Consider the following 26,444-nt stretch of genomic DNA (forward strand, 5'->3'; position numbering starts at 1 on the left):
GAACAGGGCCCTGTTCTCGGTGCTCGAGAGTGACAGCGAGCTCGACGACTACTTGCTCGCAACCGTGAGCGATGTTCAGCACGCCACCAGTACGTGCCGGATGGGTGCAACCGGGAGCGCGGACACCGTGGTCGACCCGTCGTGTCGGGTCCTCGGAGCGGACGGGCTGCGGGTGGTGGACGCGTCGATATTCCCGTCCGTCCCGCGGGCCAACACCAATTTGACGGCGATCATGGTCGGCGAGCTCATGGCCGATCGTATCCGCTGAACTCCACATCACAGGGAAGGCAACACTTTTCGTATGAAGACCTTACAGAACTTGATCGGTGGAAAATGGGAGGACTCCCAGAGTTCGACGCTGCATGATCTGGTGAACCCCGCCACCGAAGACGTCATCGCACGCTACCCCGGAGGATCTCCTGACGATGTCGACCGCGCCGTCGATGCGGCAGTGGAGGCGCAGCCTGGGTGGGCGGAGCTTCCGGTCGCCGAACGCGTGGAACACCTGACCCGGTGGGCCGCGGCGATCGCCGAACACGCCGAGGAACTCGCGGAACTCGAATGTCAGGAAATGGGGAAGCCGGTCGCCCTCGGCAGATCCTTCATCGACGGTGGTGTCCAAGGGTTTCGGACCGCGGTCGAAGAGGCCCTGACCTATCCCTTCGTCGAAACCCTCCCCGGCGCGGACGGCGGCGGAACGACGATCCTGCGTCACCCGCTCGGCGCGACCGCCGTCATCACCCCGTGGAACTTCCCCGTGCCGATGGTGCTGGGTGCTCTCGGGCCGCTGCTCGCCTCCGGCAACACCGTCGTCGTCAAGCCATCCGAACGCTCGCCACTCTCCACCGCCCGGCTGTTCGAGTTGTCGACGTTGCCTCCAGGCGTGGTCAACCTCGTCCTCGGTGATGCCCGGGCGGGGGCACCGCTGGTCGAGCACGAGCAGATCCGGCTGGTGCACTTCACGGGTTCCGTCGAGGCCGGCCGCCGGATCGGCGCTGGAACCGGTGGGCGGTTGTGCCGGTCGATCCTCGAACTCGGCGGCAAGGACCCAGTCGTCGTCGACTCCGGGGTCGATCCGGTCGCAACCGCCGCCGCGATCGCCTTCGGTGCGTTCGTCAACACCGGGCAGATCTGCACGTCCATGGAACGCATTTATGTCCACCAGGACATCGCCCGGGAGTTCGTCGACGCCCTGGTCGACGCCGCATCCACCTATGCTCTCGGTGACGGCCACGACGCCGAGACCGTGCTGGGGCCGTTGGTCGATGCACGCCAGCGCGATATCGTCCATCGGCACGTAACCGATGCCGTCGAGCGTGGCGCTCGCGTCCACGTCGGCGGCGTGATCCCGAAGCGGACGGGGTTCTTCTACCCGGCCACCGTGCTCACCGACGTCGACGACTCCATGCTGGTGATGACCGAGGAAACGTTCGGCCCGATCGCCCCGATCGTGGTCGTCTCCTCGTTCGAGGAGGGGCTCGAGCGCGCGAGTTCGTCACGCTTCGCGCTCGGGGCCACCGTCTACACGCACAACCCCGACCATGCCGCCGCGGCCGCCGGCATCCCTGCCGGGGTGACCTGGATCAATCAGTGGCAGGGCGGTGGCCCGGAGAGGCTCTATGAGCCCGCGGGCGACAGTGGTATGGGCGCGACCGGCGCCCGTGCTGCGTATGACGCCGCGACCCGTCCCGCAACGATTCACACCGCTCCGGCAACTGTGTCCACGCTCTCATGACATCGGGTGCCGTCGGAGCGAAAGCTGCTGTCGAGGAGAGGATTCGACGGCACGAACGAACGCTCCTGGAGTTTTCTCACCGTATCCATGCGAACCCTGAATTGGGATTCGAAGAATACCGAGCCAGTGAGTGGGTCGCCGACGAACTCCGCAGCGGGGGATTCGAGGTGCAGCACGGATGCTACGGCCTACCGACGGCGGTGCGCGCCACGATCGGATCGGGTCCGGTGCACGTCGGAATCTGCGCCGAGTACGACGCCCTCCCCGAGATCGGGCACGCGTGCGGTCACAACATCATCGCTGCAGCCGCCGTCGGTGCCGCCCTCGGCCTGGCCCCCCTCGCCGACGACCTGGGGTTGACCGTCACCCTCCTCGGCACCCCTGCCGAAGAGGGCGGCGGCGGGAAGATCCTCATGCTCGAACGCGGTGCCTTCGACGGACTCCACGCGGCCATGATGGTCCACCCCGCCGCCGCCGAGATGGCGGCGATGCCCGGAACGGCTGTTTCCCAGTTCGAAGTAGCGTACAAAGGCAAGCCCGCCCACGCCGGGGCCTATCCCGAACTCGGAGTCAACGCTGCAGACGCGATGCTCATCGCGCAGGTGGCGATAGGCCAACTGCGACAACAAACTCGCGGAACCGACCGAATTCAGGGCATCGTCACCGATGCCGGCACCGCCGTCAACGTGATCCCCGACAGCGCGTCCGGACGCTGGATCGTCCGCTCCGATACCGCGGAGGCACTCGCCACGCTCACTACGCGCGTGAAAGCCTGCTTCGAGGCTGGGGCGCTGGCCACCGGATGCGCCATGTCGATCACGCCCAGCGGACCCGACTACGCGGACTTGCGTCCGGACGCCGCCCTGCTTGCTCACTACCGCGCCAACGCAGAAACCCTCGGTCGCAGCTTTCCTGATTTACCGGACGGAATGGTGGGTGCAGCGACCGACATGGGCAACGTCTCTCACGTCGTGCCCACCATTCACCCCATGCTCGGCCTGGACTGTCATCCCGCGGTCAACCACCAACCTGAATTCGCCGACGCCTGCATCGGCCCGGCAGCCGACAGGGCTGTTACCGAGGGTGCTATCGCAATGGCATGGACTGCAGTGGATTTCGCGGAGCAGCATCTGGCGAATCCGCACTGAATGAGTGAAGCCAGTGGTGATCGGAGAACGTTTGTCCAGACGGCCGGTCTCGCGACTGTGCACTTCAGGCGGGCACCATTTTCGAAAGGCAGGACACTATGAGACTCGACAAGACATTGTGCTGGGACGGCGAGCTGACAGTGACGCGGCACGACCGGGAAACCGGAGTGTCCTTCATCATCCGCTTGGACTCGACCCGACTCGGACCTGCCGCCGGTGGGACCCGCGCGGCACAGTACGCATCCCTGGGTGAGGCGCTCGACGATGCCGGCAGGCTCGCGGGTGCAATGACTCTGAAAATGGCCGTCAGCAACCTCCCGATGGGCGGTGGCAAGTCGGTCATTGCTCTCCCGGCTCCGCGCAATGAGATCGACCAGGCCACATGGAAACGAATCCTGACCCTGCACGCCGAGAACATCGACACACTCGCGGGCAACTACTGGACAGGCCCCGACGTCAACACCAACTCCTCGGACATGGATGTTCTCAACGACACAACCGAGTTCGTCTTCGGCCGCTCCGCCGCGCGTGGCGGAGCCGGTTCCAGTGCATCCAACACGTCGCTGGGCGTCTTCGAGGCAATGAAGGCGACTGCCATGCACCGAGGACTCGGGATGCTCGACGGTCTCACCGTGCTTGTTCAGGGCCTCGGCGCCGTCGGCGGCGGACTGGCCGTCCTCGCGTCGCAGGCCGGGGCGCGCCTCCTCGTCTCGGATACCGACCCCGAGCGGTTGGCCTGGGCTCGGCAACTCGGTCACGCCGTAGTCGGGACCGATGACGTCCTGACCACGCCCTGTGACATCTTCGCGCCCTGCGCGATGGGCGGAGTACTCGACAGCGCGGTCGCCCGTGAACTGCCCGCGTCCGCAGTGGTCGGCGCCGCGAACAACGTCCTTGCCGACGACGAGGCGGGGGAGATCCTCCACAAGCGCGATGTCCTGTACGCGCCCGACTTCGTCGCCAACGCCGGCGGCGCATTTCACTTGGTCGGCCGAGAGGTCCTCGGCTGGAGCGAGGAGACGGTCGGAGCACGCACCCGGCGCATCGGAGACACACTTGCCGAGGTCTACTCTCTCGCCGAGAGCGAGGACATCGACACGGATCGTGCCGCGAGAATCCTGGCTCGCCGCCGGATCGAGACAGCCGACTCCGATCCGCGTAGAGCGAACCCATTTCGGGAAGGTTCGGAGATGCCGGTGCTGTGTGGGCCCGAGGGGCGTCATAGTGGAACGTGATGTGAACACGACGAAAGGAAGATCGTGGACCATAGCGCGCTGTTGACCGACGCCTTCGATCGCATTCAGGAGACCGTGCATTCCACGCTGGCCGATCTCCCCGCCGACGCCCTCACGTTTCGCGTGGACGCGAAGGCGAACACCATCGCCTGGCTGATCTGGCACCTGACGCGAGTGCAGGACGACCACGTCGCCGGTGTCGCGGGCACCGCGCAGGTGTGGACGTCCGGCGGGTGGGTGGAGCGCCTCGACCTCCCTTTCCCGGTTGCCGACATCGGTTACGGGCATTCCGCGGACGAGGTGGCGAAGGTGCGGACCGGCGCCGACCTCCTGCGGGAGTATCACGATGCCGTGCACGACCGCACCGTCGACTACGTCCAGTCGATCGGGTCGGACGACCTCGACCGGATTGTCGACGAGAATTGGGATCCGCCAGTCACTCTCGGTGTCCGGTTGATCAGCGTCGTCTCCGACGATCTTCAGCATGCCGGGCAGGCGGCGTACGTCCGCGGCATCTACGAGCGCCGCTGAACCCCCGACGACGTCTCGTTGGCGGCGAGCCACGCCTCCACTCGCCGCTGGGAGCGTCGGCCGACGCGTTCGCGGACGGCGGGACTCACACGAGCCGCACCGTGCAGCGTCCCGTTCCCCGCCAGTGCCAGCGGAACGAACCAGGCGGGCACGACCGGCAATCCGAGTTCCTGCATGCCGCGCTTGCCGGAGAACATCCGCTGGATGCTGAGCAGACGCTGGCGGTTGAGCCGGCGTCGCAGGGACTCTGCGTGCGGGTAGTGGAACGTGGCCCACGACTTCTGCAGTGAGTCGGCCAGCACCCGCGAGTTTTCGTCGGGGCCGGGAGCGAACATCCCGATCTGGCACATGTTGCGGCGCCCGGTGTTCTCGTCGTCGACCAGCCAGTGCTCGTCGATGCCCATCAGCCAGCCGATGTACCGCCACAGATGCATGACGTCGCGGCCCTCGTCGGCGGAGACCCACACCCCCAGCGACCGGAGTCCGACGAGGAACGTCGTCGAGAAGAGGGCGAGCGTCCCGGCCTGATCCGACTGATTGATCGGCATGCCCCAGTCGGACACGTCCCAGCTCTCGTCCTGCAGCAGGGTCAGATTGACGAACGCGTGCATCAACCGGACGTGGACGGACAACTGCCAGCCCCGGCGGTCGCGGTCCATGCCGCCGGGCAGGACGCACTCGTACCACCATCGCACGGTCTCGGCCACGCGCTGACCGGCGCCGTCCCCGACGAGCCTGCCGGTGGCCACGAGTTGGCGGGAGGTGGCGGCGCTGCGGTAGCCGTTCATGAGGGAGCCGGTCGCGAGCAGGTCGAGTCCGGTCATTCCGCTACGGAGACAGACGGCGGCCCCATGTTCGAGGCGCCGGTCGTCGACCCACGACGGCCGACGGTCCACTGCGTCGAAGAAGGCGACCAGCGGCGGCGCGGCGTCGGGCACGCTGCCGATGCCGTCGGAGAGTGCCCGGGAGAACTCGGCCATCGTCACGGTCTTGTCGACGAGGACGGCCCGCGCGAGTGCGGCACCGATCTCGTCCTGACCGACCACCGCCCGGGCGTGGAGTTCCCGCTCCGCCGGGGTGGGCGTCGGGTCGCCGTGCACGAACCGCGACAGCGTCCGCATCGAACGGCGACCCCACTCCGAGTCCATGTCGAACCGCCGCGGCGGCGTGAAGTCGGAGAAGTCGGGTGCCGACTCCCGGGACTGGGTTTCTGTCATTCCGATGCACTCGATTCGGTAGTCGAGAAGGGGGCGTCTTTGTGCCTCAGCCCTTGCTCGCGGGGCTGTGAGTTACAGTTCACCCCACCTAATCGGACGGGTACAAGTCGCATTGTGCGGCAGATCGGGAGGGCTGCGCGAATGGGCACTGGCCAGCGTAAAGACCCCTCCCAGCAGCGGTCGCAGGAGACGGTCGCGCGCATCTTGTCGGCAACTGGTCAGGTTTTGCGGGCCAAAGGGTACACCGGCTGCAGCACGAACGCCATCGCGGAGGCCGCCGGCATCTCGAAGGGATCGGTGTACCAGTACTTCGCGAACAAGGACGAGATCATCGAGGTCCTGATCGACAAGATCATGGAGGAAACCACCGCCACGTTCGGGACGCAGCTCGAGCACGCCGTCGCGAAGGGCACGTTCCTGAAGGACGCGGCCTTGCAGTCGCAACTCCTCGCCGTCCTGGACAGGTATCGCGACATCCTCGGTTCGCTGCTCAACGACGCGCCGCACCTGGCCCTCACCGCGCACCGTTCGGTCCGGATCGAGGAACGGTGCCGCGACCTGTTACGTACGTATGTAACGTTGAATCCGTCCGCGATCGGTCCGGGTGTCGACCTCGAAGCGCTGCTGCTGGTGCTCACCGTCAGCTACCGCGAGGTGAGCCTCGAATACCTCCGCCGCGACCTCCGCGACCGGCGAAACGAGCTGGCCACCGTCCTCTACGACATGACGATGGGCGGTCTCGCCGGGCGCGCGACACGCGGGGTGTAACGCGGAGGGGGCTTCGAGAGAAATACCCAGTGAGCCCATGGCGCTGTCGGACCCCGACCCGGCAGCGCCAAGGGCCTTCTTTTTGCGCAAGCCGCTCCTACCGCCGTCGCCTGGTCGGCGATCCCGGCACCTCCAGCCACACGACCCTCTCGAGCGCGCGCAGATCGCTCTCGATCCGCCGGAACAACTGGTACACGGCGATGAAGGCGAAGATGCCGCCCAGACACAGCGCGCGAACGGTCGCGTTCACGGCGTCGCCGGTGCTTCCGCCGACGAAGCTGAGCCCGGCGACCCCGATCAACGGGACGGCCGCAGCGACGGCGAGGTACCGCGGCATGCCCCGGCCGAGGGCCCGGATGTTGCGTCCGTCGCTTCCGCGCAACTCGCCGTGCGACAGCAGGATCGGGCAGAGGCACCGCACCGCGTAGAACGTGAGGATGAAGAAGGGGTAGGCGAGGGCGACCGCCCCGCACACGGCGAGGGACGCGAGGAGCTGCGTGTATGCGCGCAACGGGATCCCGCCGGCGGTGATCTCCAGGGCGATCGGGTAGGCGACACCGGCGACGACCCACAGGCCGAAGCTGACCACGACGGCGCGGTGGCCGAGTCCGAGCGTCGTGGCGCGCGCCTTCGCCAGCACCTCGGAACTGTAGGTTCGGCCGTTGCGGAGACCGCGCGGCACCGTGAGCGAGAGACGACACCAGTAGACGATGAGAACCGCGCCCAGCGGAAACGCGATACCGCCGATCACCAGGTGAACGAATTCGAGGTCCTGCTGCGCCTCGGCGGGCAGCGTGGCGATGATCAGGACCTTATTGTAGTAGTAGTTGTATCCGGCTGCCAGCAGGTTCGGGATGCCGACGGCCGCGATCACGATGGGCAGCGCCCACCGCCACATCCTGGACCGCACGCTTCCCGGTGCCGGGTCGACGAGATCGCGGGCGTGCGGGTCGAGGCACAGCGCGAACTGGCGCGTCAGCTTCCGGCCGGTCGACCACCGGTCGTCCCGATCGGGTGCGAGCGATTTCACCAGGATGCGCCGCAGCGCTGCGGGGCAGTCCTCGGGGAGCGCGGACCGTTCCGGGTCCACTCCCCGCCGTCGCGACTCGAGAAGTACCCGAGGCGACGGCGGTGACGTGGTCCCGTCGTCGTCCGGGAACGGCCGAGCCCCGGTCAGCAGTTCCCACAGCATGACGCCCAACGCGAAGATGTCGCTGCGGGTGTCGAGGTCGGAAGCGGTCCGGTGGGTGCTCGGGTCGATGACCTCGAGCTGTTCGGGCGACATGTAGGCGACGGAGCCGCCGATGAAATCTCCGGCGCCGCGATTTTCGACGCTGTCGCTCGAACTGACGTTGAAATCGGCCAGCTTGGGGATGCCTTCGAGTCCCAGCAGCACGTTCGCCGGTTTGATGTCGCGGTGCAGGACGCCGTGCGCCCGGGCGTAGTCGAGTGCGTCGGCGAGCCGCAGCCCGATCCACGCGACCGTCTCCGGCCACGACAGCGCGGCGATCTCGTCCCGCACGCTCGAATACTCGGGCCGGATCTCGCCTCTCTCCTCGAGGATCCGGTCGACCGTATCGAGCAGCAGCTGACCGGATCGCTGCTCGGGCGGGGTCTTGCGGACCAGCCGCACCACGTCGAGGAGCGTGCCGCCGGGCACGTATTCCATGAACAGCACCCGCAGCCGGCGGTCCTCCAGCACCCGCTGGTCGTAGACGCGGACGATGTACGGGTGGTCGAGCTGCGCGAGAGTCTGCGGCTCGTTGCCGATGTTCCGGGAGATCTTCAACGCCACCCAACGCTGCATCGAACGCTGCCGGGCGAGGAACACCCGCGCGAACGCGCCGTGACCCAGTTCCATCATCAGATCGAAATCGTCGAGGCGCTCACCGACGTCGAGGTCGTCGCCCGGGCCGAGTTCCGCAGTGATGGTCCGCCGGTCCATGCGGCGGTCGTGTTCGAGGAGGGTCTCGAACCGGGCGGCCTGCTGCGGGTATTCGGTGACGTACTCGGCGGGATCGACGTCGGCGCCGCTCTGACGGCGGACCCGGTACTCCAGATAGACGAGTTCCGGTGGCAGTGGTTCGGCGAGCAGCTCCGGGAATTCGAGGCAGTAGTCGGCGATGCGCTTCGGGTGGCCCGACCGCAGCCACCGGTACTCGAGGTCCACCTTGATCAGCTCGATCAACGCGGCCCGCCTGATCGCGGCCGTGTCGGGAAGATACTCGGTGAGCTCGGCCGGCGAACCGGACGACTCCCAATCCGCGACCAGGCGCTCGACGCCGCTTTCCACGACGAACACCGATTCGGCGCCGGACGTCGTCGACGGCGGCAGCTGGGTGTCCTGACCCAGTTCGGTGGGCGGCCCAGACGCGACCGTCGAATCACTCGGCGGGCGATCGTTCATGGCGGTCCGATTCCGGGCGGTGCAGATTCCGGGAGGTGCATGGGGTGTGCACTTGCCAGGGTATTCCTGACGGTTCGTGAAGGGTACGGAACAGCAGACCGTCACGCGCTCCGCAACGGCACTTCCGACGGTTCCGGTGCCGGCAGGTCCGTCACGACCGATGTCAGGGTCGGCCGACTCTGGGCGGGCCGGGTGACCATCCGGATCGCCGAAGCGAGGACCGGGACGTACACGAGCACGTAGACGTTCTGCAGTAGGAACGCGACCGGCCACGACGGTGGGTACAGGAACAGTCCGACGACGATGACGTTCGGACTCCACCAGTACGGCCACGCCGCCGTCGACGCGAACAATGCGGCGCACGCGAACCACCAGCGTCCGCTCCCCGAGACCGCGCGGTGCATCACGTACACCAGCAGTGGCACCAGCCACACCCAGTGGTGGCTCCACGAATACGGCGACACCACCGCTGCGGTGAGCCCACCGAGCACCACCGACAGCAGTCGCTCGCCTCGTTCGTACAGGCGCACCGACACGACGAGGGCAGCGACGGCGACGGCGCCCGCGAGGATCAGCCACAACCATGGCGGCGCCTGCCCGTCCGTGAGCCGTGTGAGTGTTCCGCGCAGCGATTGATTGGACGGATGCGCGTCGTCGGCGATACGTGTCGAGTCGAAGAACGTGCTGGTCCAGTACCGGCGCGAGTCGCGCGGAACGACCACCCACGCCAGCGCCACCGTGCCCGCGAAGACGGATGTCGCGACCGCGGCGGCCCGCCACTGCCGCAGCGCGAGGAGCAGGACGACGAAGAAGGCGGGGGTCAGTTTGATCGCGGCGCCCAGCCCGATCCCCACCCCGCGCAGGAGGCTGCGCTCCGGCCGGGAGAAATCCCACAGCACCCACAGCATCAGTACCAGATTGATCTGGCCGTAGAACAGCGTCGTCCGCACTGGTTCGACGAATGCGCACGTCACCGTCGTCAGAGCCGTGACCACCAACAGGCACGGGGTGAGCCGGTACCCGAGGATGCGCCAGCACAAGAGAATGCACCCTGCCAGCCCGCCCAGGTTGACGACCATCCACAGGTTGTCGACGTACGCGCCGGGTATCCGTTCGAGCGGCACGAATGCGATCGCGGAAAACGGCGTGTACGTGTAGAGCAAACCGAGCGCGACGGGACCGCTGTAGAGCGGCAGGCCGTGCAGAACGCGCCAGCCGCCGTCCCGGTAGACATGCAGATCGGCACCGCCGGCGAAGAGCCCGATCTTCGGCGTCCACGGGTCGACGGTGCCGAGCACCAGCACCACCGCGATCGTCGCGCACACGGCGAGCGCCACCACGAGCGCCAGGCTGCGAGGAAAAACGCGTGATCCCATTCCCGCCCCCTCCGGCCGCGGAAATTTGCCGACGGGTCAGACGCTAACGGCGCTCGCGAGACGTCCACCGCTGCGACAGGCGGGTGTCCGGATTCGTTACCGATCCGTACCGGCACCGAGATGCCGTGGGGTGCCGCCCGTCGGCCCGGGCTCACATGGCATGAACCGTGTCACGAAGGGCTTGGTAGGCGTGCTCGGCTCGGACGTCGACTGCCCACCCGGTGTGAGCGAGGACCGGGGCCTCGACGGAATAGACGGCGCCGGCAGGAAATGCGTCGATCAATTCGTGCAACGGGAGCGCACCCGAGCCGGGAAGGAGTCGGTCGGTGCGCGCTTCGGTGATCAGACCCGCGTGGTCGGGTGGGGCCTCCTTCGGGGCGTCGCACAGCTGAACGTACGAGAGCCAGTGGTCGGGAAGTGTCCGGACCTCTTCGGCAGAGCTGCCGGTACGGGCCAGGTGCAATGCGTCCACGACCAGCGCCGCGGCGGGACTGGCAGCGTGGGTCAGCACGGCCGTGGCGTCGCCGAGGGTCGGTATCCGACTGAACGCCATGAACTCCAGGGCGAGGGCGACACCTCGTTGCTCGGCTTCACGGCACAGGCGTGCGAAGGTGTCGGCTTGTCGGGTGGGCTCCGGATCGTTCCCGTTCACCAGTACGTATTTCGCACGCAGCACCGACGCCACGTCGAGGATCCGCAGTGCGACCTCTGTATCGTCCGTTCCGGTGATCCGTAGTACTTCGACGTCCAGGATGTCGATGCCGAGGTCGTCGGCACGGCGGCGAGTTTCCCGCACCATGGGACCGTCGTCGAGCATGGGCCATTGGGTGTCTGTCGCTGCGGCTTTCGCCCGGATCCCCACGTAGTCGAAGCCGGCGCCGGCGGCCGCCGTCACCAGATCGGGTGGTGAGGTGTCGACGGCGGTGAGGGGCGAGAGTGACAACAGTGGTCTGTCGGTCATGACCGGGCCGCGTTCCCTTCCGACGGGACGAGCACGGCGGCGAGATGTTCGATCGCGAACTTGTATCCGGTGATTCCGGCACCGGCGATCACGGCTTGTGCGATCGGCGAGATGAAGGATTGGTGGCGGAACTCCTCGCGCGCATGGATGTTGCTGATGTGGACTTCGACAATCGGGATCTCCGGGACGACCAGGGCGTCGCGCAGGGCCACGGAAGTGTGGGTCCACCCGCCGGCATTGATCACGATGGCGTCCGCGGACCCGCGTGCCCGGTGGATGCGTTCGAGCACCGCGCCTTCGTGATTCGATTGGAAGAAGTCCAGCTCGACATCAAGGGACGCGGCGACCCGCTCGCACAATGCGCGGACGTCGTCGAGGGTCTGGTGACCGTAGTATTCGGGTTGCCTCGTACCGAGCATGTCGAGGTTCGGTCCGTTGAGGACCAGGACGATGGGTGCAATCATCGCGCGTTCCTCGTGTTCCTGTGAAAAGAGTTGCGGCGCAATCATTGCAAGCCGGCGAGAGCGCCCGAGGTGAGGGTGACGGGTTGCCCGGTACGGGAGGATTCGTAGATGGCGAGGACGATCTCGAGCGCGCGACGAGCGTCGCGTCCGGAGACCGCCGGTGCGCGGTCCTCGACGATCGCGTGGACGAAGTCTTCGATCTGCATCTGATGGAACGGCACCAGACCGACGTGGATCTTCGAGAGCGGCGGGTCCGATTCGATGGCCGTCGAGTGCATCTGCCGGTACTCCTCCTCGCCGGCGACGGTCCAGATGTCGTTGACCGCAGGTGTGCCCTCCGGGAACTCCGTCAGGCTCACCGTGTGTCCATTGCGTCCACCGACCACGATCTGAGTACCGAGACCGGGTGCGAAAGTCGTGCCGGCGGTGATGGTGGCGAGTCCGCCGGACGAGAACTTCACGGTGGCCGCGACGGTGTCCTCGACCTCGATGTAGTCGCCGTGGACCAGGGTGTCCACGTGACCGGTCACCTCGACGGCGTCGCCCATGAACCACTGCAGCATGTCGATGTAGTGGATGGCCTGAGTCATGAGGACGCCACCACCGTCGGTGTCCCAGCGGCCACGCCACGGATCGGACGTGTAGTACTCGAGGTCGCGGCCGAGCCGAACGGTGCAGGTGGCGACGATGGGTGCACCGCCGAGGTCACCGGCATCGATGGCAGTGCGGATGCGCTGAGCGGCGGGCCAGAACCGGCGCTGGAACAGCACACCGAACTTGACCCCTGCGGCCGCTGTCGCCTCGACCATGCGGTCGGCCTCGTCGAGGGTGATGGCGATCGGCTTCTCGCACAGAACGTGCAGGCCGTGTTCGGCGGCTGCGATGACGATCGCTTCGTGGGTCGGGTGCGGTGTGCAGATGGTGACGGCGTCCAGCCCGCTGCCGAGCAGGGCCTCGAGGTCGTCGTACGCGTGGGCGATTCCGTGTGCGGCAGCGAAGGAGTCGGCCCTCTCCTTGCTGGTGTCACTGCAGGCGACCAGTTCGACCTCGGGCATGGCGTGCAAGGCCTTGGCGTGATTGATCGCGATCTTGCCGCAACCGACGATTCCGACTTTCAGGCGTGCGGTGGTCATGGTTGTTCCTTCTGTTGGAGAACGTCTACAGGGGTGGGGTGAGGTGTTATGCGACGGGCTTGCCGAGCTGCACGAGCGGCGTCGTGTACGTCTCTCGAGCGGTGGACGCCGCCGCTGCCGAGATCAGGCACGCCGCGGCCACCAGGACGGCGACGGGGATCCAGTTCGTGCGGCTGTCCCCGACGATGGTCCACGCGATGGTGGGCGCGAAACCGGCGAAGGCGAAACCGATCTGGGTTCCGAGTGCCATGCCGGAGAACCGGACCTTCGTGTTGAACATCTCCGCATAGAATGAGGGGAAGATGGCATTCGGTGCGCTGTAACAGATTCCGGTGAAGACGATCGCGCCGACATAGATGAGCGCCACGTTGGCGGTGGAGATCGCCCAGAAGTAGAAGAAGATTGACACCGCGAGACCGACGACGCCGCTGATGAACACCGGCTTGCGGCCGATGCGATCGGCGAGGACGGCCAGCGAGGGTTGCATGACCAACGCGACGACGTTGGCGACGACGGCCGCCCAGAGCATGGTCGGACGGCTGATACCGACCTCGGAGCTGGTTGCGAACGCGAGTCCGAAGACGGCGAAGATCGTGCCGCCGACCGACTGGAACGCACACAGGATCACCCGCAGTACGTCGGTCGAGTGGGTGCGCAGAAGCGTCGCGACGGGGAAGCGTTCGAGTTCGCCGTTCTCCCGGTTCTCCGTGAAGACCTCCGGCTCCTCCAGCTTGCGCCGCGCGATATATGCGGCGAAGACGACGACGGCGCTGGCGAGGAACGGGATGCGCCATCCCCAACTGAGAAGCTGGTCTTCCGGCAGGGTGGCGACCGAAAGGAATACCAGCGTGGCGAGGATGAAGCCGGCCTGCGTGCCGGTGAGGGTCCAGCTGGTGAAGAAGGCCCGGCGGTGTTCCGGTGAGTGCTCGAGGGTCAGCGAATTGGCTCCGGACTGTTCGCCGGCCGCCGAGATGCCCTGACAGACACGGAGGCAGACGAGGAGGATCGGCGCCCAGATTCCGATGTGCTTGTACTCGGGCAGACATCCGATGAGGAACGTTGCCGTGCCCATCAATCCGAGGGTGAACAGCATGATCTTCTTACGTCCGACGCGGTCTCCGAGATGTCCCAGCAGGACCGCTCCGATGGGCCGGGCGATGTACGCGACACCGAAAGTTGCCAGCGACAACAGGGTTCCGGTCGCCGCACTCGACGAGGGGAAGAACACCTTGCCGAAGACCAGGGCCGCCGCGGACGCGTAGATGTAGAACTCGTAGTACTCGAGCATACTGCCGAGAAACGCGGCGGTGGCAGCTCGTTTGACCTTGCGAAGGTCTGTCCGAGGACCGGTGCCCGTGGCATCGATAGTCGTCGTCATTCGGTTTCTCCTCTGTGCGTGCATGGCACCGCTCCACTGGCGTTCGTATGGCGAACGGAAGTTCGTCCTGCGCAGATCCTGAATGTAGCGCACGGAATGTGACAGGCGCAATAACTTTGTACCTCACGGACCAAAAAGTGTCCAGTAGGTACAAAGAGCATGACAAAGCTCCCCCACCAGGCGTGGGAGGTGGGTGACGGGGCTCGCGTGAGCGAGGTCAGATGCAGACGTACCGGACCGCGACGTCACCGATGACGGTGCGCAGATGCGCCCGCAGGTCGTCCGCGGCGAGGTCGCGCTGGAACAGCGCGTCGAACGTGTACTGGTTGGAGATGCGGAACAGCGACACGCTGTTGATGAGCATGTGGACGTCGATCGCCTCGATGTCCTGACGGAACACGCCGGCGGCCTGGCCGCGGCGCAGCACATCCTCGAGGACCGCCAGCACGGGCATTCCGAGTCCGGCTACCTCGTCGGACTGCCGAATGTACTTGCCTTTCATCATGTTTTCTCCGCTGACGAGGCGGACGTAGGCGCGATGCGTGTCGTGGTGGTCGAACGTCAACTGCGCGATCAACCTCAGTGCGTCGACGGGTTCGGCGTGCTCGAGGTCCACCTCGTGTTCGAGTTCCCGCATGAGCTTGTAGTTGCGCTCGAGTACGGCGGTGTACAGGCCTTCCTTGCCGCCGAAGTAGTAGTAGATCATGCGTTTGGTGGTCTGGGTCTTCTCGGCGATCTCGTTGACGCTGGCGCCGGACAGGCCCTTCTCGGCGAACTCTGCGGTCGCGACTTCCAGGATGTCGGCCTGAACGAGTGCCGGATTGCGGCGCGTTCTCGCGGGCGAGACGCGGGTGTGCGGGCGATCGCTGATCGCCTCTTCGTGTTCGTCGGGCGACGCTGTCATCGGTGGACCACGGCCCAAGCTTATCCGAGCGCGTTCGCGGCTCGTGGATCCCCGGGGTCAGGCCTTGACGGCGTGCAGGGTCGGTGCAACACTGAACTCGATGGTTCAGTATTCGGTTCTCGACGCTACGTTCGCCGCACTGGCAGACCCCACGCGACGTGGGATCCTCCGTCGGCTCGGCGAGGGCGCCTGCTCGATCAGTGACCTGGCCGAACTCTTCGAGATGACGCTCACCGGCATCAAGAAGCACGTGCGACTGCTCGAAGAGGCGAGGATGGTCGTGACCGAGAAACGTGGCCGGGTGCGGTACTGCATGTTGGGGACCAATTCCCTCGAGCGTGAGGTGGCCTGGATCCGCGACTACCAGCTGTCGCTCGAAGGGCGCCTGGACCGTCTGGACGAATTCCTCGAGCGAACGGAAGGCACGTCATGAGCACTTCGCAGACTCCCACGACCGCGACCGTCTCGACGCCGACGGACCGGGAGATTCACGTCGAACGCATCTTCAACGCTCCCCGCGACCGCGTGTGGGCCGCATTCACGAGACCGGAACTGCTCGCCCAGTGGTGGGGCCGCGGAAACGAACTCGACCTCGAACGCTGGGAATTCGAGCGCGGCGGACACTGGCGCTTCGTCGAGCATTCGGACGGCGAAACCCACGGCTTCGAGGGCAGATTCCGGGAGATCACCCCGGAAGAGCGCCTGGTGTACACGTTCGAGTGGGACGGCATGCCCGGCCACGTCATCGTCGAGAACAACACCTACACCGACCTCGGTGACGGACGCACCAAGCTGTCCGTCGTCAGCCAGTTCCACACCCCCGAGGAGCGCGACGGCATGTTGCAGTCCGGCATGGAAAGTGGCATGAACGAGAGCTACGCGGCGCTGGATGCGGTTCTGGCGCAGACGAGCTGGTGATCGAAACCCGTCAGGCGGAGGGGGCGGGGATGCTGCCACCGATCGAATGACGTTGGTGGACTTCCCCTCTCATCCTCGTCATGGTCGGCACGCCGTCCCCGGCTTCGGACTCGATCTTGGCGAGAATCTTCACCGCCGCCTCCTGTCCCATCTCGGCCAGGGGAGGGGCGTAGGACGTGATTCCGGGTGGAAACACCTCGTACCATTCGGGATTGCCGTGTGCCGCGACGGACAGGTCGCCGGGCACCGACAGGCCGAGGTCGGAGCAGGCGTGCAGAACGCCCAGCGCGATTCGGCTACTGGCGGCGATGACGACGCCCGGCAGGTCGTCGGCGATCGCGTGCACCGCGTTCCGTCCCCATTCCGAGGTGAAGTTGCCCTCGAGGATGCGGAAGCGGTGACCGGCAGTTCCGTTGGGCACCTCAGGTATTCCCGCGCGGTCGACGGCGTTACGAAACCCGCGCATGCGGTCGGCGGTCGTGCTGTGGTCGGCCCCGCCGATGACGAGTGCGAGATCGGTGTGGCCGGACTGGAGGGCCAGTTCGGTGATCGCTTCGATGCCGTATTCGTCGTCGCTGACGACTGCGTCGGTCTGTAGCGGGACCGAGTGGCGGTTGAGTTGCACGATCGGCACGCCGGTCGGCAGTGTGCGTCGAGCGTCGACGGGGACGTGGATGATTCCGTCGACGCGGTGATCGAGCAGTGAGCGCAGTCCGCGTTCCTCGGATTCGGGATCGTTGCCGCTGGCGCTGACCACGAGTTGGAATCCGGCCTCGAACAGAACCGATTGCAGCACGGCGGCGCTGTCGGTGTAGAACTCGTTCGAGATGTCGGGTAGCAGCAACCCGACGACGCGCGTCCTGTTCTCGCGCAGTGCCTGGGCGACCTTGTTCGGCCGGTAGCCCAACGCATCGGCCGCCTCGAGGATCCTCTTGCGGGTGTCGGGGTCCACGTAGCCGCGCCCGCTCATCGCGCGTGAGGCGGTACCCACCCCCACCTTGGCCAGCGCGGCGACGTCCTGAAGTTTGGGCACAAAGCCACCATACCCAACGTAACCGCAGGTAAAGCGGTCGAGGGCGACGGCGAACGTCGGGAAAACGACCTTTCTTGACAGAACGAGTGGCTTGCGCCACAGTGATGTGGAACCGATTCCACATGGCGTGAGTCACAGTCGCGGATGTGGGTGATCCACTACGTCAGGCGAAAGGCCCTTCGTGTCCATTCAGTCAAGAAACCCGTTCTCCCTCCTCACACACCTGGCAGGGGACGAGGCGCAACTAGACATCTTTTCCGCCGACAGCTGCATCGAGAGCTGGTTGGCCACCGAGCGGGCCCTCGCCATCGCGCAGGGTGAGCACGCGGTCATCACGGCGGACGACGCTGCGGCGATCGCGGCAGCGGCTCGGATCGACAACATCGACCGCGATTCCCTGTGGGAGACGTCGAAGAACGTCGGCTACCCGATTCTCGGGCTTGTGCGGCAGATCTCCGGGGCGCTGCCGGAGGGACCGAACGGTCGCGTCCACTACGGCGCGACCACACAGGACATCATGGATACCGGGCTCGCCCTGCAGCTCACACGATCGCTGGCCGCGCTCGACTGGCAGCTCGGCGAACTCGGCGATGCGCTCGCGGTCCAGGTGGAAGCCCACGCCGGCACCGTGATGCCCGGCCGGACCCACGCCCAGCAGGCGGTGCCGACCACGTTCGGCGCCACGCTCGCGACGCTGCTGGGTCAGGTCACCCGCCACCGCGAGCGTCTCCAGCAGGCGGTGCCGCGCATCGCCGTGATCTCCCTGTTCGGGGCGGGCGGCACGTCCGCAGCGCTCGGGGCGAAGTCTGCGGACGTCCGGACCCGCGTCGCCGATCTGCTCGGCCTGCACGACACCGACATTCCCTGGCACGTCGACCGTGACGGTATCGCCGAATACGGCTGGCTCTGCGCCACTGTCGCGGCGACGTGCGCCAAGCTCGCCCGCAACATCGTCGACCTCTCCCGCACGGAGATCGGCGAGGTCTTCGAGCCCTACAACAGCCACCGCGGTGCGTCGTCGACGATGCCGCAGAAGGTCAACCCGATCTCCTCCGAGGCCATCATCGGACTGTCCCAGACCGCCGGTGCGCTGTTGTCGTCGCTGAGCCGCATCCAGGAAGCAGGCCACGAACGCAGCGCCGGCGAGTGGCAGATCGAGTGGCAGGTGATCCCGCAGCTCGGGGTCCTCGCCGGTAGCGCGCTGTCCGAAGCGCTCGTCATCGTCAAGGGCATGCGGGTCGACGCGGACAGGATGCGCGCGAACCTCGACCTGGACGGCGGATTGGTCATGGCCGAGGCACAGATGATCCAGCTCGCCGAAACCATGGGCCGCGAACGCGCCCACGACCTGCTCTACACCGCCGCAACCCGCGCCCGGACCACGCATCGTATTCTCGCCGACACCCTGCGCGAGGTCGCGGCGGAGGCCGGTGTCGCCGATCTGCTGCCCGCGCAACTGGTCACCGCCGACGACTACCTCGGCGAGGCGAAGGACATCGCCGCGAGTGCTGTCCGCGGATGGCACGACCACGCCGTCGTCGACGAAGACCTACCCTCCATTCCTCAGCTTGCAAGGACCTGACATGAGCACAGTGACCACGGTGACGGAGCAGCCACCGAAACTCGCAGGAGAGGAACGCTTCGACTACATCCGCGGGCGTTTCGGCCTGATCGCCGCGCTGCCCCTGCTCATCGGCATCCTCGTCCTGCCGATCGACATGCCGAACCCCCAGCAGGCCATGCTCGCGGTCCTCACCGTCGTGGTCCTACTGTGGATCACGGAACCCGTCCCGATCCCGGTGACCGCGCTGATCGGCATCGCCCTACTCGTCGTCCTCGGCGTCGGCACACCCCAGGAGGTGTACGGGTCCTTCGGGTCCGCGACCGTGTTCCTGGTGATCGGCGCCTTCATCCTGGCTCGCGCCATGACCGTGCACGGCCTGGACCGACGGTTCGCCCTCAAGGTGCTCTCGTTCCCGGGGATCGGCAACAGCACGTACCGCACCGCGGCGGCATTCGGCGTCGTCGCCTGCATCCTCTCGATGTTCGTGTCGTCCTCCGCCACCGCGGCGATGCTGCTTCCCATCGGCATCGGCGTGGTCAAGACGATCGGTGATCTCATTCAGGAGCAGAACCCGGGCATCAAGACCAACCGCACCAAATTCTCCTGCCTGCTCATGCTGTCCATCGCCTACGGGGCGAGCATCGGGTCGGTCCTCACCCCGATCACCGGCATCGCCAACGTCATCGGCCGCGGCACGATCGAGCGAATGACCGGCTACAAGGTCGAACTGTTCGACTGGATCTCCATGTCGGCCCCGTACCTCCTCGTGATGGGTGCCGTCATGTGGGTCGCGCTGATCCTCGTCAACCGGCCTGAGGTGAAGCACATCCGCGGCGGACAGGACTACTTCCGCGCCCACTACGCCGATCTCGGCCCCATGAACCGCGGCGAACGCAACGTTCTGGTGATCTTCCTCGTCACGGTCGTCCTGTGGGTGTTGCCGTCTCTGGTCACCACTTTCGGCATCACCAGCCCGATCGTCACCGCCTTCACCGACCACCTCAACGAGGGATCCGTCGTCGTCCTCACCGCCGGCCTGCTGTTCTTCCTGCCCCGCGGAAACGGGAGCGGTGAATCCACCCTCACGTGGACCGAGGCCGCCAAGATCGACTGGGGCACTGTCCTCCTCGTCGGCGCAGGCCTGACCATCGGCACCATGATGAACGCCACCGGGCTCGCCGAAACCCTCGGCACTACCATCGCCCGGGCAACGGGTGTCCAGAGTTCCTGGGTTCTCGCCTTGATCGCCATCGTCATGGGGCTGGTCATCTCCGAAACCACCAGCAACACGGCCAGCGTCGGTATCGTCGTCCCGATCATCATCCCGATCGCCCTCGCCATCGGTGTCGACCCGATCATCCCGGCAATGGCCGGCGTGTTCGGTGCAAACGCCGGAGCCATGCTTCCGGTCTCGACACCACCGAACGCCATCGTCTACGGATCGGGGTACGTGCCGATGATCAAGATGATCGGCACCGGCATCTTCATCGACATCATCTGCATCCCCCTGATCTTCGGTGCCGTCGTCGGCATCGGGTCCCTCATCGCGCTCCACGCGTGATTCAACCGGTCGTGCAGCGAATCACTCGACGAGCACGCAGCGTGCTCCGCTGAAGATGGTGGGCATGCACTTGTTGCAGTGGATGCACAACGACTGGGTGTGGGGCTCGGACCGGATGCGGTTCACCAGGTCGGGTTCGCGCAGCAGTGCCCGGGCCATGGCGACGAATTCGAAGCCCTCGGCCATGGCTGTGTCCATGCCCGCCCGGTCGGTGACTCCGCCGAGCAGGACGAGCGGCAACGTCACCGCCGCGCGGATCTGGCGTGCGTGCTCGAGCATGAACAGGTCGCGGTACGGGTAGGCGTGGATCATCGACTTCCCGGCCAACTGGACACCGAGGCGGACCGGCTGCGGCATGGCGGCCGCGAACTCCCGCACCGGCGCGTCACCCTTGAACAGGTACATCGGATTGAGAAGTGAACTGCCCATGGTGAGTTCGAGGGCGTCGACGCTGCCGTCGTGCTCCAGCAGTCCGGCCACCTGGATGGCCTCGTCGAGCCAGAACCCACCGGGGACGCCGTCGTCCATGTTCAGCTTGGCGAGGATCGCGACCCGGCCGCCGACGGCGTCGCGCACGGTCCGGGCGACGTCCCGCACCACCCGGGCCCGGTTCTCGAGTGATCCGCCGTAGGAATCGGTGCGACGGTTCAGCTTCGGGCTGAGAAACGCGCTGGCGAAGTAGTTGTGGCCGAAGTGGATCTCGACGGCGTCGAATCCGGACTCGACGGCGAGCCGCGCCGCGGTTCCGTGGGCGGCGGTGATCCGAGTGATGTCTGCGGTGGTGGCGCTGCGGATCATCCGCATGCTGAGCGGGTTGAACGACCTAGAGGGTGCGAGCGCCGGCAGTCCGGTGGACTTCTCGTTCGCGACGGGTCCGGCGTGCCCGAGTTGGGCGGATGCGGCCGCACCCTCGGCGTGGATGGCGTCGGTGAGCCTGCGCAGCCCGGGCACGGCGTCCGGGCGCATCCACAACTGCCCGCGTTCGGTGCGACCCTCCGGTGCCACGGCGCAGTAGGCCACCGTCGACATCCCGACCCCGCCCGCCGCGGGCCGGCGGTGGAACTCGATCAGTTCGTCGGTGACCAGCGCGTCGGGAGTGCGGCCCTCGAATGTGGCCGACTTGATGACCCGATTGCGTAACGTGATGGGGCCCAGCGTGGCCGGGGCGAAAACGTCTGGATGTGTGGTCATTCCCGGCCCTTCGTCGCGTGCGTTCGACGGTAGGCGGCGGGAGGGTTCGGTGACCGGAACGTGTCCGCTGAGCGGGAGACCGCCGCGGCCCCACGGATGACCCCTCGACATCCGCGAGACCGCGGTGTCGTCTCAGCCGACGGTCTCGGGCGTCTTCTCCGGTGTGGTGTCGGCGGCCGCGCTCTGTTGCCTGCGTCCGAGCACCCAGCAGGCCAGTGTGATCGCACACGTGAACGTGAGCGTCGCGAACAGCTGGTTGCGTGCGGCGTCGTCGAACAACGCCAGCACCGCGACCGCGGCCAGCAGCGCGAGAGCGACATACGACAGATACGGGAAGCCCCACATCTTCAGCGGAAGATCCGTTCGGCCCGACTTCTCGGCGCGCCGCCGCAACACGATCTGCGAGACGGTGACGAACGTCCACAGCACCAGGATCGTCGAGCCGACCGCGTTGAGCAGGAGCGGGAGAACACGATCCGGGGCCAGGTAGTTGAGAACGACGGTGACGAACCCGAACGTCACCGACGCCAGCACCGCCACGCGGGGAACGCCGTTGCCCGACACCCGGCCGAACACCTTCGCCGCCGCCCCCCGCTCGGACAGCGAGTAGATCATCCGGGAGCCACTGAACAGCATGGCGTTCAGCGACGACAGCAGTGCGATGACCACGACGACGGTCATGACGGCGCCGGCACCGGGCACGTGCGCGGCGTTCAGGACCGCGACGAACGGTCCCGTCGCGAGTTCGTCGGCGGTCCACGGCAGCACCGTCACCATGATGAGGACGGAACCGACGTAGAACACCAGGATCCGCCAGACGATGGACCGCACCGCGCGGCTCACGTTGCGCCGCGGTTCCGACGTCTCGGCGGCCGCGATGGCCATCACCTCGGTGCCGCCGAACGCGAAGACCACGATCAGCAGGCCGGCCGCGATGCCGGTGACACCGTTGGGGGCGAACCCGCCGTGGCCGGTGAGGTTCGACAGGCCCGGCGGGTCGAAGCTCGGAATCCAGCCGAGGATCATCGCGGAACCGACCGCGAGGAACGCGACGATCGCCACGATCTTCAGTGCGGCGAACCAGAATTCGAACTCGCCGAAACGGGAGACGCCCGCCAGGTTCACGGCGGTCAGCACACTCATGTACGCCAGGGCGGCCACCCATTGGGGCACTGCGGGTATGGAGGCGGCGGTGATCGCCGCCGCCGCGGTCGCCTCCGCGGCCACCACGATGACGACCTGCACCCAGTAGAGCCAGCCGATCGTCCGGCCGGCGACCGGGCCCATCGCGTTCTCGGCGTGGACGGAGAACGCGCCGCTGTCGGGGTCGGCGGCCACCATCTCGCCCATCATCCGCATCACGAGGACGACGAGGAATCCGGCGATGAGGAAGGAGACGAGCACGGCGGGCCCGGCGACGGCGATGCCCGCACCGGAGCCGACGAACAGTCCGGCGCCGATCGCGCCGCCCAGGCTCATCATCACCAGCTGCCGCGGTTTCATCGCCTGCTGCAGGCCAGTGGATTTCGGTGGGTCGTGAACGGTGTTCATGGGGGCTCCCGTGCCGTCAGACGAGCTGATCGAGTGCGATCTCGAACGCGGTACCGGCGATTCCGGTCGGCTGCGACGAACGCGCGAAGCAACGCTCGAGCGCCGTCGCGACGGTGGCGGAGACGTCCCCGAAGATCGCCTCGTCCGACACCTCGATGTCGCCTTCCATCAGCAGCGCGAACGCCCGGGCCATGCCGCAGTTGGCGATGAAGTCGGGGACGACGGCGACGCTCTTGTCGGCGTACTCGTAGGTGGGGCCGTAGAAGATCTCGTCGTCCGCGAACGGCACGTTGGCGCCGCTCGCCACCACCTCGAGGCCACCGGCGATCAACCGGTCCACCTGGTCACGTGTCACGAGACGTGATGCGGCGCAGGGGAGGAAGATCTCGGCGCCCGAACTCCAGATCGCTTCGTTGATCTCCTCGAACGGCACCATGCCTGCTGCGCGGAGTTCGTTGCCCTCCTTGGCCAGGAACAGCGCGCGGATCTGCTCGAAGTCGTAGCCGTCGGTGTTCGACAGCCCACCGTTGCGGTCGAGGATTCCGACGATCCGGGCCCCGGCCTGCGCCAGGTAGTACGCGGCGGCGGCGCCGACGTTGCCCCAGCCCTGCATGATCACGCGCTTGCCGGCCAGTTCGCCGCCGTAGACCCGGTAGTAGTGCCGCACCGATTCGGCGACACCCCAGCCGGTGATCAGGTCGGACACCGTGTACTTCGCCTGCGGATCGGGAGTGAACCGCGCATCCTCGACGACCTTCGCGACACCCAGTCGAAGCTGTCCGACCCGCTGCACCCGCTCACGATCGCTGGCCGCGAAGTGCCCGTTGACGACGCCCTCCTGCGGGTGCCACAGGCCGTAGCTCTCGGTGATCGGCACGACCTCGGCCATCTCGTCGACGTTCAGGTCGCCACCGGTGCCGTAGTACGCCTTGAGGAGCGGGGTGACGGCCTTGAACCAGCGCCGCAGCACCTCGTCCTTGCGCGGGTCGGTCGGGTCGAAGTCGATGCCCGACTTCGCGCCGCCGATGGCCGGGCCCGAGACGGTGAACTTGACCTCCATGGTCTTCGCGAGTGACTCCACCTCGCGCCGATCGAGACCGCGGCGCATCCGGGTTCCGCCGCCGGCAGCGCCGCCACGCAGCGAGTTGATCACCGTCCATCCGCGTGCGGAGGTCTCCGTGTCGTGCCACTCGAAGACGATCTCGGGGGCCTTCTCTTCGAATCGGGTGAGCAGATTCTTCATGGCTTCTCTCGGTTTCTCGGCTGCCGGGGGCTCGGGGCGACCCGGTCGGTGTTCCCGACCGCTGCCCGCGCTGTTACGGCGATCACTGTGTCGGGCACCACTCGTGCGCCGCAACCGGCCGGCCGGCACATAGCCACGATGAACACCACCGAGAAAGAAGTTCCAGAATATTCTATTCAGTTTGTGCAGCAGGGACGGCGATCGTGTTGCTAATCCGGTTCCGAGGAAGCTGTGCGGTAGGCCGGGGCCTTCGCCGAGCGCGGCCGGTCGAGGGTCCGCAGGAGAGGCATCGACCGGTACGGGACGATCACCGACAGCACCATCACGCTGGTGGACCGGGCGACGACGCTCGACTTGTTCAGATCGATCAGCGTCTGCTGCAGCCCGAGGTGGGAACCCGCCGCGATGCGGCACAGGATGTCGCCCGAACCGGTGGTCGCGAAGGCCTCGAGCACGCCGGGAATCGACTCCAGTTCCGACGTCACGGAGTCGAGTGCGCCCTGCGCCGTCTCCAGCGTGACGAACGCCTGCACGTCGAACCCCGCGGCCGCGATGTCGAGGTGCGGCTCGTACCCGGCGATCACGCCCGACTCCTCGAGTTTGCGCACCCTCGCCTGGACGGTGGCCCGCGCGACCTTGATCCGGCGCGACAGCTCCAGCACGCCGGCCTTCGGGTCGTCGTGCATGGCGTCGAGAAGGGCGAAGTCGAGCTCGTCCAACTGCACTGCGTCCTTCATGGCCAGACCTCTCCGGGCGGGTTCAACTAGTCCGACTGTATAAGAAAATCGGTCCGAGGGTCGCCGAGGGTGGCACTGTGGCTAGCTTCTGCTGGCTCGGTTGCCTATGTGGGCGGTGTGGGTTTTCGTAGTGACCCAGGCAACAGGCCACGCCCCGTCCCTCGAACCAGGAAGACAGCGATGACGATCGAGCAGACTCTCACCGACAAGGAACGCCTGGCAGGTCTCGACCTCGGCCAGCTCGAACAGCTGGTCGGGCTCGTCGAATACGACGGCACCCGCGACCCGTTCCCGGTCAGCGGCTGGGACGCCGTCGTCTGGGTGGTCGGCAACGCCACCCAGACCGCCCACTACTTCCAGTCCGCATTCGGGATGACCCTCGTCGCCTACTCCGGACCCACCACCGGCAACCGCGACCACCACAGCTTCGTCCTCGAATCCGGCGCCGTCCGCTTCGTCATCAAAGGCGCCGTGAACCCGGACAGCCCCCTGACCGAGCACCACCGCACCCACGGCGACGGCGTCGTCGACATCGCCCTCGCCGTCCCCGACGTCGACAAGTGCATCGCCCACGCCCGCGCCCAGGGCGCCACCGTCCTCGACGAACCCCACGAGGTGACCGACGAGCACGGCACCGTCCGCCTCGCCGCGATCGCCACCTACGGCGACACCCGCCACACCCTCGTCGACCGCAGCAACTACACCGGCCCCTACCTGCCCGGCTACGTCGAGCGCACGTCGTCGCACACCAAACGGGACGGCGCCCCCAAACGCCTGTTCCAGGCCCTCGACCACGTCGTCGGCAACGTCGAACTCGGCAAGATGGACCACTGGGTCGACTTCTACAACCGGGTCATGGGGTTCACGAACATGGCCGAGTTCGTCGGCGAGGACATCGCCACCGACTACTCCGCGCTGATGTCCAAGGTGGTCTCCAACGGCAACCACCGGGTCAAGTTCCCGCTCAACGAACCCGCCATCGCCAAGAAACGGTCGCAGATCGACGAATACCTCGACTTCTACCGCGGTCCCGGCGCCCAGCACCTGGCCCTGGCCACCAACGACATCCTCACCGCCGTCGACCAGCTCACCGCCGAGGGCGTCGAATTCCTGGCCACCCCCGACTCCTACTACGAGGACCCCGAACTGCGGGCCCGGATCGGCAACGTCCGCGCCCCGATCGCCGAACTGCAGAAACGCGGCATCCTCGTCGACCGCGACGAAGACGGCTACCTGCTGCAGATCTTCACCAAACCCCTCGTCGACCGCCCCACCGTGTTCTTCGAACTCATCGAACGCCACGGCTCCCTCGGCTTCGGCATCGGCAACTTCAAAGCCCTCTTCGAAGCCATCGAACGCGAACAAGCCGCCCGCGGAAACTTCTGAGCG

24 protein-coding genes are annotated in these 26,444 nt (G+C 66.6%); 11 read left to right on the top strand and 13 right to left on the bottom strand.

Features of this window, described 5'->3' with window-relative positions; translation table 11 throughout:
• The 5 genes from AZG88_RS11430 to AZG88_RS11450 form a co-directional block, all read left to right on the top strand.
• On the top strand, positions 1–268 hold a 268-nt coding region (locus AZG88_RS11430), incomplete at its 5' end, for a GMC oxidoreductase (RefSeq protein WP_231913936.1).
• 33 nt (positions 269–301) lie between these two features.
• Entirely contained in the window at positions 302–1,735 is a 1,434-nt protein-coding gene (locus AZG88_RS11435; RefSeq protein WP_061044730.1) for an aldehyde dehydrogenase family protein, read from the top strand.
• On the top strand, positions 1,732–2,883 hold the full coding sequence (locus AZG88_RS11440) for a M20 family metallopeptidase (protein ID WP_061044731.1): 1,152 nt from the start codon (positions 1,732–1,734) through the stop codon (positions 2,881–2,883). Before AZG88_RS11435 ends, AZG88_RS11440 begins: the two co-directional genes overlap by 4 nt.
• Before the next feature lie 98 nt (positions 2,884–2,981).
• On the top strand, positions 2,982–4,118 hold the full coding sequence (locus tag AZG88_RS11445) for a Glu/Leu/Phe/Val dehydrogenase dimerization domain-containing protein (protein ID WP_061044732.1): 1,137 nt from the start codon (positions 2,982–2,984) through the stop codon (positions 4,116–4,118).
• 24 nt (positions 4,119–4,142) lie between these two features.
• Positions 4,143–4,649 (top strand): mycothiol transferase, encoded by a 507-nt coding sequence (locus AZG88_RS11450; RefSeq protein WP_061044733.1) that lies wholly within the window; start codon positions 4,143–4,145, stop codon positions 4,647–4,649.
• On the opposite strand, the gene AZG88_RS11455 is transcribed toward AZG88_RS11450, so the two are convergent.
• A complete protein-coding gene (locus tag AZG88_RS11455) occupies positions 4,634–5,866 on the bottom strand; it encodes an oxygenase MpaB family protein (protein WP_061044734.1) in 1,233 nt (410 codons plus the stop codon). The genes AZG88_RS11450 and AZG88_RS11455 overlap by 16 nt on opposite strands.
• A 141-nt stretch (positions 5,867–6,007) precedes the next feature.
• Here AZG88_RS11455 and AZG88_RS11460 point away from each other — a divergent pair, with 141 nt between their 5' ends.
• Positions 6,008–6,634: a TetR/AcrR family transcriptional regulator gene (locus AZG88_RS11460; protein ID WP_061044735.1), complete on the top strand. Its 627-nt coding sequence runs from the start codon at positions 6,008–6,010 to the stop codon at positions 6,632–6,634.
• Positions 6,635–6,731: 97 nt separating this feature from the next.
• Here the strand turns inward: AZG88_RS11460 and AZG88_RS11465 are convergent, their stop codons facing one another.
• The 7 genes from AZG88_RS11465 to AZG88_RS11495 form a co-directional block, all read right to left on the bottom strand.
• On the bottom strand, positions 6,732–9,041 hold the full coding sequence (locus AZG88_RS11465) for a serine/threonine-protein kinase (protein ID WP_005250080.1): 2,310 nt from the start codon (positions 9,039–9,041) through the stop codon (positions 6,732–6,734).
• A gap of 101 nt (positions 9,042–9,142) precedes the next feature.
• A complete protein-coding gene (locus tag AZG88_RS11470; RefSeq protein ID WP_061044736.1) occupies positions 9,143–10,417 on the bottom strand; it encodes a glycosyltransferase 87 family protein in 1,275 nt (424 codons plus the stop codon).
• 151 nt (positions 10,418–10,568) lie between these two features.
• Positions 10,569–11,378, bottom strand: a complete 810-nt coding sequence (locus tag AZG88_RS11475) for a sugar phosphate isomerase/epimerase family protein (protein WP_005250082.1) — start codon at positions 11,376–11,378, stop codon at positions 10,569–10,571.
• Positions 11,375–11,842: a type II 3-dehydroquinate dehydratase gene (aroQ, locus tag AZG88_RS11480; protein ID WP_061044737.1), complete on the bottom strand. Its 468-nt coding sequence runs from the start codon at positions 11,840–11,842 to the stop codon at positions 11,375–11,377. Before aroQ ends, AZG88_RS11475 begins: the two co-directional genes overlap by 4 nt.
• Positions 11,843–11,883: 41 nt before the next feature.
• Complete coding sequence (locus AZG88_RS11485) at positions 11,884–12,975, bottom strand: Gfo/Idh/MocA family protein (RefSeq protein ID WP_061044738.1); 1,092 nt, start codon at positions 12,973–12,975, stop codon at positions 11,884–11,886.
• A gap of 46 nt (positions 12,976–13,021) precedes the next feature.
• Entirely contained in the window at positions 13,022–14,353 is a 1,332-nt protein-coding gene (locus tag AZG88_RS11490; protein WP_061044739.1) for an MFS transporter, read from the bottom strand.
• A 217-nt stretch (positions 14,354–14,570) separates the two neighbouring features.
• A complete protein-coding gene (locus tag AZG88_RS11495; RefSeq protein ID WP_005250085.1) occupies positions 14,571–15,257 on the bottom strand; it encodes a TetR/AcrR family transcriptional regulator in 687 nt (228 codons plus the stop codon).
• A 100-nt stretch (positions 15,258–15,357) separates the two neighbouring features.
• Here AZG88_RS11495 and AZG88_RS11500 point away from each other — a divergent pair, with 100 nt between their 5' ends.
• Together AZG88_RS11500 and AZG88_RS11505 are read left to right on the top strand one after the other, a co-directional pair.
• Positions 15,358–15,690 carry an ArsR/SmtB family transcription factor gene (locus AZG88_RS11500; protein ID WP_061044750.1) on the top strand — a complete coding sequence of 111 codons (333 nt, stop codon included), beginning with the start codon at positions 15,358–15,360 and terminating at the stop codon, positions 15,688–15,690.
• Positions 15,687–16,175: an SRPBCC family protein gene (locus tag AZG88_RS11505; RefSeq protein ID WP_061044740.1), complete on the top strand. Its 489-nt coding sequence runs from the start codon at positions 15,687–15,689 to the stop codon at positions 16,173–16,175. Before AZG88_RS11500 ends, AZG88_RS11505 begins: the two co-directional genes overlap by 4 nt.
• Positions 16,176–16,185: 10 nt before the next feature.
• Here AZG88_RS11505 and AZG88_RS11510 read toward each other — a convergent pair whose 3' ends face one another.
• A complete protein-coding gene (locus AZG88_RS11510) occupies positions 16,186–17,208 on the bottom strand; it encodes a LacI family DNA-binding transcriptional regulator (protein WP_025433492.1) in 1,023 nt (340 codons plus the stop codon).
• A 181-nt stretch (positions 17,209–17,389) separates the two neighbouring features.
• On the opposite strand from AZG88_RS11510, the gene AZG88_RS11515 reads away from it, so the two are divergent.
• A complete protein-coding gene (locus AZG88_RS11515; RefSeq protein ID WP_231913939.1) occupies positions 17,390–18,790 on the top strand; it encodes a class-II fumarase/aspartase family protein in 1,401 nt (466 codons plus the stop codon).
• Position 18,791: 1 nt separating this feature from the next.
• Entirely contained in the window at positions 18,792–20,333 is a 1,542-nt protein-coding gene (locus AZG88_RS11520) for an SLC13 family permease (RefSeq protein WP_063819664.1), read from the top strand.
• A gap of 21 nt (positions 20,334–20,354) precedes the next feature.
• Here AZG88_RS11520 and AZG88_RS11525 read toward each other — a convergent pair whose 3' ends face one another.
• From AZG88_RS11525 to AZG88_RS11540, 4 genes are all read right to left on the bottom strand, one after another.
• Positions 20,355–21,524 (bottom strand): NADH:flavin oxidoreductase, encoded by a 1,170-nt coding sequence (locus AZG88_RS11525; protein ID WP_061044743.1) that lies wholly within the window; start codon positions 21,522–21,524, stop codon positions 20,355–20,357.
• Positions 21,525–21,656: 132 nt separating this feature from the next.
• Complete coding sequence (locus AZG88_RS11530; RefSeq protein WP_061044744.1) at positions 21,657–23,075, bottom strand: amino acid permease; 1,419 nt, start codon at positions 23,073–23,075, stop codon at positions 21,657–21,659.
• Between the two features lie 16 nt (positions 23,076–23,091).
• A complete protein-coding gene (locus AZG88_RS11535) occupies positions 23,092–24,318 on the bottom strand; it encodes a Glu/Leu/Phe/Val dehydrogenase dimerization domain-containing protein (protein ID WP_005250093.1) in 1,227 nt (408 codons plus the stop codon).
• Between the two features lie 209 nt (positions 24,319–24,527).
• A complete protein-coding gene (locus tag AZG88_RS11540; RefSeq protein WP_005250094.1) occupies positions 24,528–25,055 on the bottom strand; it encodes an Lrp/AsnC family transcriptional regulator in 528 nt (175 codons plus the stop codon).
• A 180-nt stretch (positions 25,056–25,235) separates the two neighbouring features.
• On the opposite strand from AZG88_RS11540, the gene hppD reads away from it, so the two are divergent.
• Positions 25,236–26,441 carry a 4-hydroxyphenylpyruvate dioxygenase gene (gene hppD, locus AZG88_RS11545; protein ID WP_061697753.1) on the top strand — a complete coding sequence of 402 codons (1,206 nt, stop codon included), beginning with the start codon at positions 25,236–25,238 and terminating at the stop codon, positions 26,439–26,441.
• The last annotated feature ends 3 nt before the right edge of the window (positions 26,442–26,444 follow it).

Origin of the sequence: Rhodococcus sp. LB1 (assembly GCF_001583455.1) — a bacterium.
GTDB lineage: Bacteria > Actinomycetota > Actinomycetes > Mycobacteriales > Mycobacteriaceae > Rhodococcus_F > Rhodococcus_F opacus.

What these genes read in the sequence shown, in the direction of transcription:
- AZG88_RS11435 (WP_061044730.1), top strand. Translation starts at nt 302, where the DNA reads ATGAAGACCTTACAGAACTTGATCGGTGGAAAATGGGAGGACTCCCAG.
- AZG88_RS11440 (WP_061044731.1), top strand. Translation starts at nt 1,732, where the DNA reads ATGACATCGGGTGCCGTCGGAGCGAAAGCTGCTGTCGAGGAGAGGATT.
- AZG88_RS11445 (WP_061044732.1), top strand. Translation starts at nt 2,982, where the DNA reads ATGAGACTCGACAAGACATTGTGCTGGGACGGCGAGCTGACAGTGACG.
- AZG88_RS11455 (WP_061044734.1), bottom strand. Translation starts at nt 5,866, where the DNA reads ATGACAGAAACCCAGTCCCGGGAGTCGGCACCCGACTTCTCCGACTTC.
- AZG88_RS11460 (WP_061044735.1), top strand. Translation starts at nt 6,008, where the DNA reads ATGGGCACTGGCCAGCGTAAAGACCCCTCCCAGCAGCGGTCGCAGGAG.
- AZG88_RS11465 (WP_005250080.1), bottom strand. Translation starts at nt 9,041, where the DNA reads ATGAACGATCGCCCGCCGAGTGATTCGACGGTCGCGTCTGGGCCGCCC.
- AZG88_RS11470 (WP_061044736.1), bottom strand. Translation starts at nt 10,417, where the DNA reads ATGGGATCACGCGTTTTTCCTCGCAGCCTGGCGCTCGTGGTGGCGCTC.
- AZG88_RS11475 (WP_005250082.1), bottom strand. Translation starts at nt 11,378, where the DNA reads ATGACCGACAGACCACTGTTGTCACTCTCGCCCCTCACCGCCGTCGAC.
- aroQ (WP_061044737.1), bottom strand. Translation starts at nt 11,842, where the DNA reads ATGATTGCACCCATCGTCCTGGTCCTCAACGGACCGAACCTCGACATG.
- AZG88_RS11485 (WP_061044738.1), bottom strand. Translation starts at nt 12,975, where the DNA reads ATGACCACCGCACGCCTGAAAGTCGGAATCGTCGGTTGCGGCAAGATC.
- AZG88_RS11490 (WP_061044739.1), bottom strand. Translation starts at nt 14,353, where the DNA reads ATGACGACGACTATCGATGCCACGGGCACCGGTCCTCGGACAGACCTT.
- AZG88_RS11495 (WP_005250085.1), bottom strand. Translation starts at nt 15,257, where the DNA reads ATGACAGCGTCGCCCGACGAACACGAAGAGGCGATCAGCGATCGCCCG.
- AZG88_RS11500 (WP_061044750.1), top strand. Translation starts at nt 15,358, where the DNA reads ATGGTTCAGTATTCGGTTCTCGACGCTACGTTCGCCGCACTGGCAGAC.
- AZG88_RS11505 (WP_061044740.1), top strand. Translation starts at nt 15,687, where the DNA reads ATGAGCACTTCGCAGACTCCCACGACCGCGACCGTCTCGACGCCGACG.
- AZG88_RS11520 (WP_063819664.1), top strand. Translation starts at nt 18,792, where the DNA reads ATGAGCACAGTGACCACGGTGACGGAGCAGCCACCGAAACTCGCAGGA.
- AZG88_RS11525 (WP_061044743.1), bottom strand. Translation starts at nt 21,524, where the DNA reads ATGACCACACATCCAGACGTTTTCGCCCCGGCCACGCTGGGCCCCATC.
- AZG88_RS11530 (WP_061044744.1), bottom strand. Translation starts at nt 23,075, where the DNA reads ATGAACACCGTTCACGACCCACCGAAATCCACTGGCCTGCAGCAGGCG.
- AZG88_RS11535 (WP_005250093.1), bottom strand. Translation starts at nt 24,318, where the DNA reads ATGAAGAATCTGCTCACCCGATTCGAAGAGAAGGCCCCCGAGATCGTC.
- AZG88_RS11540 (WP_005250094.1), bottom strand. Translation starts at nt 25,055, where the DNA reads ATGAAGGACGCAGTGCAGTTGGACGAGCTCGACTTCGCCCTTCTCGAC.
- hppD (WP_061697753.1), top strand. Translation starts at nt 25,236, where the DNA reads ATGACGATCGAGCAGACTCTCACCGACAAGGAACGCCTGGCAGGTCTC.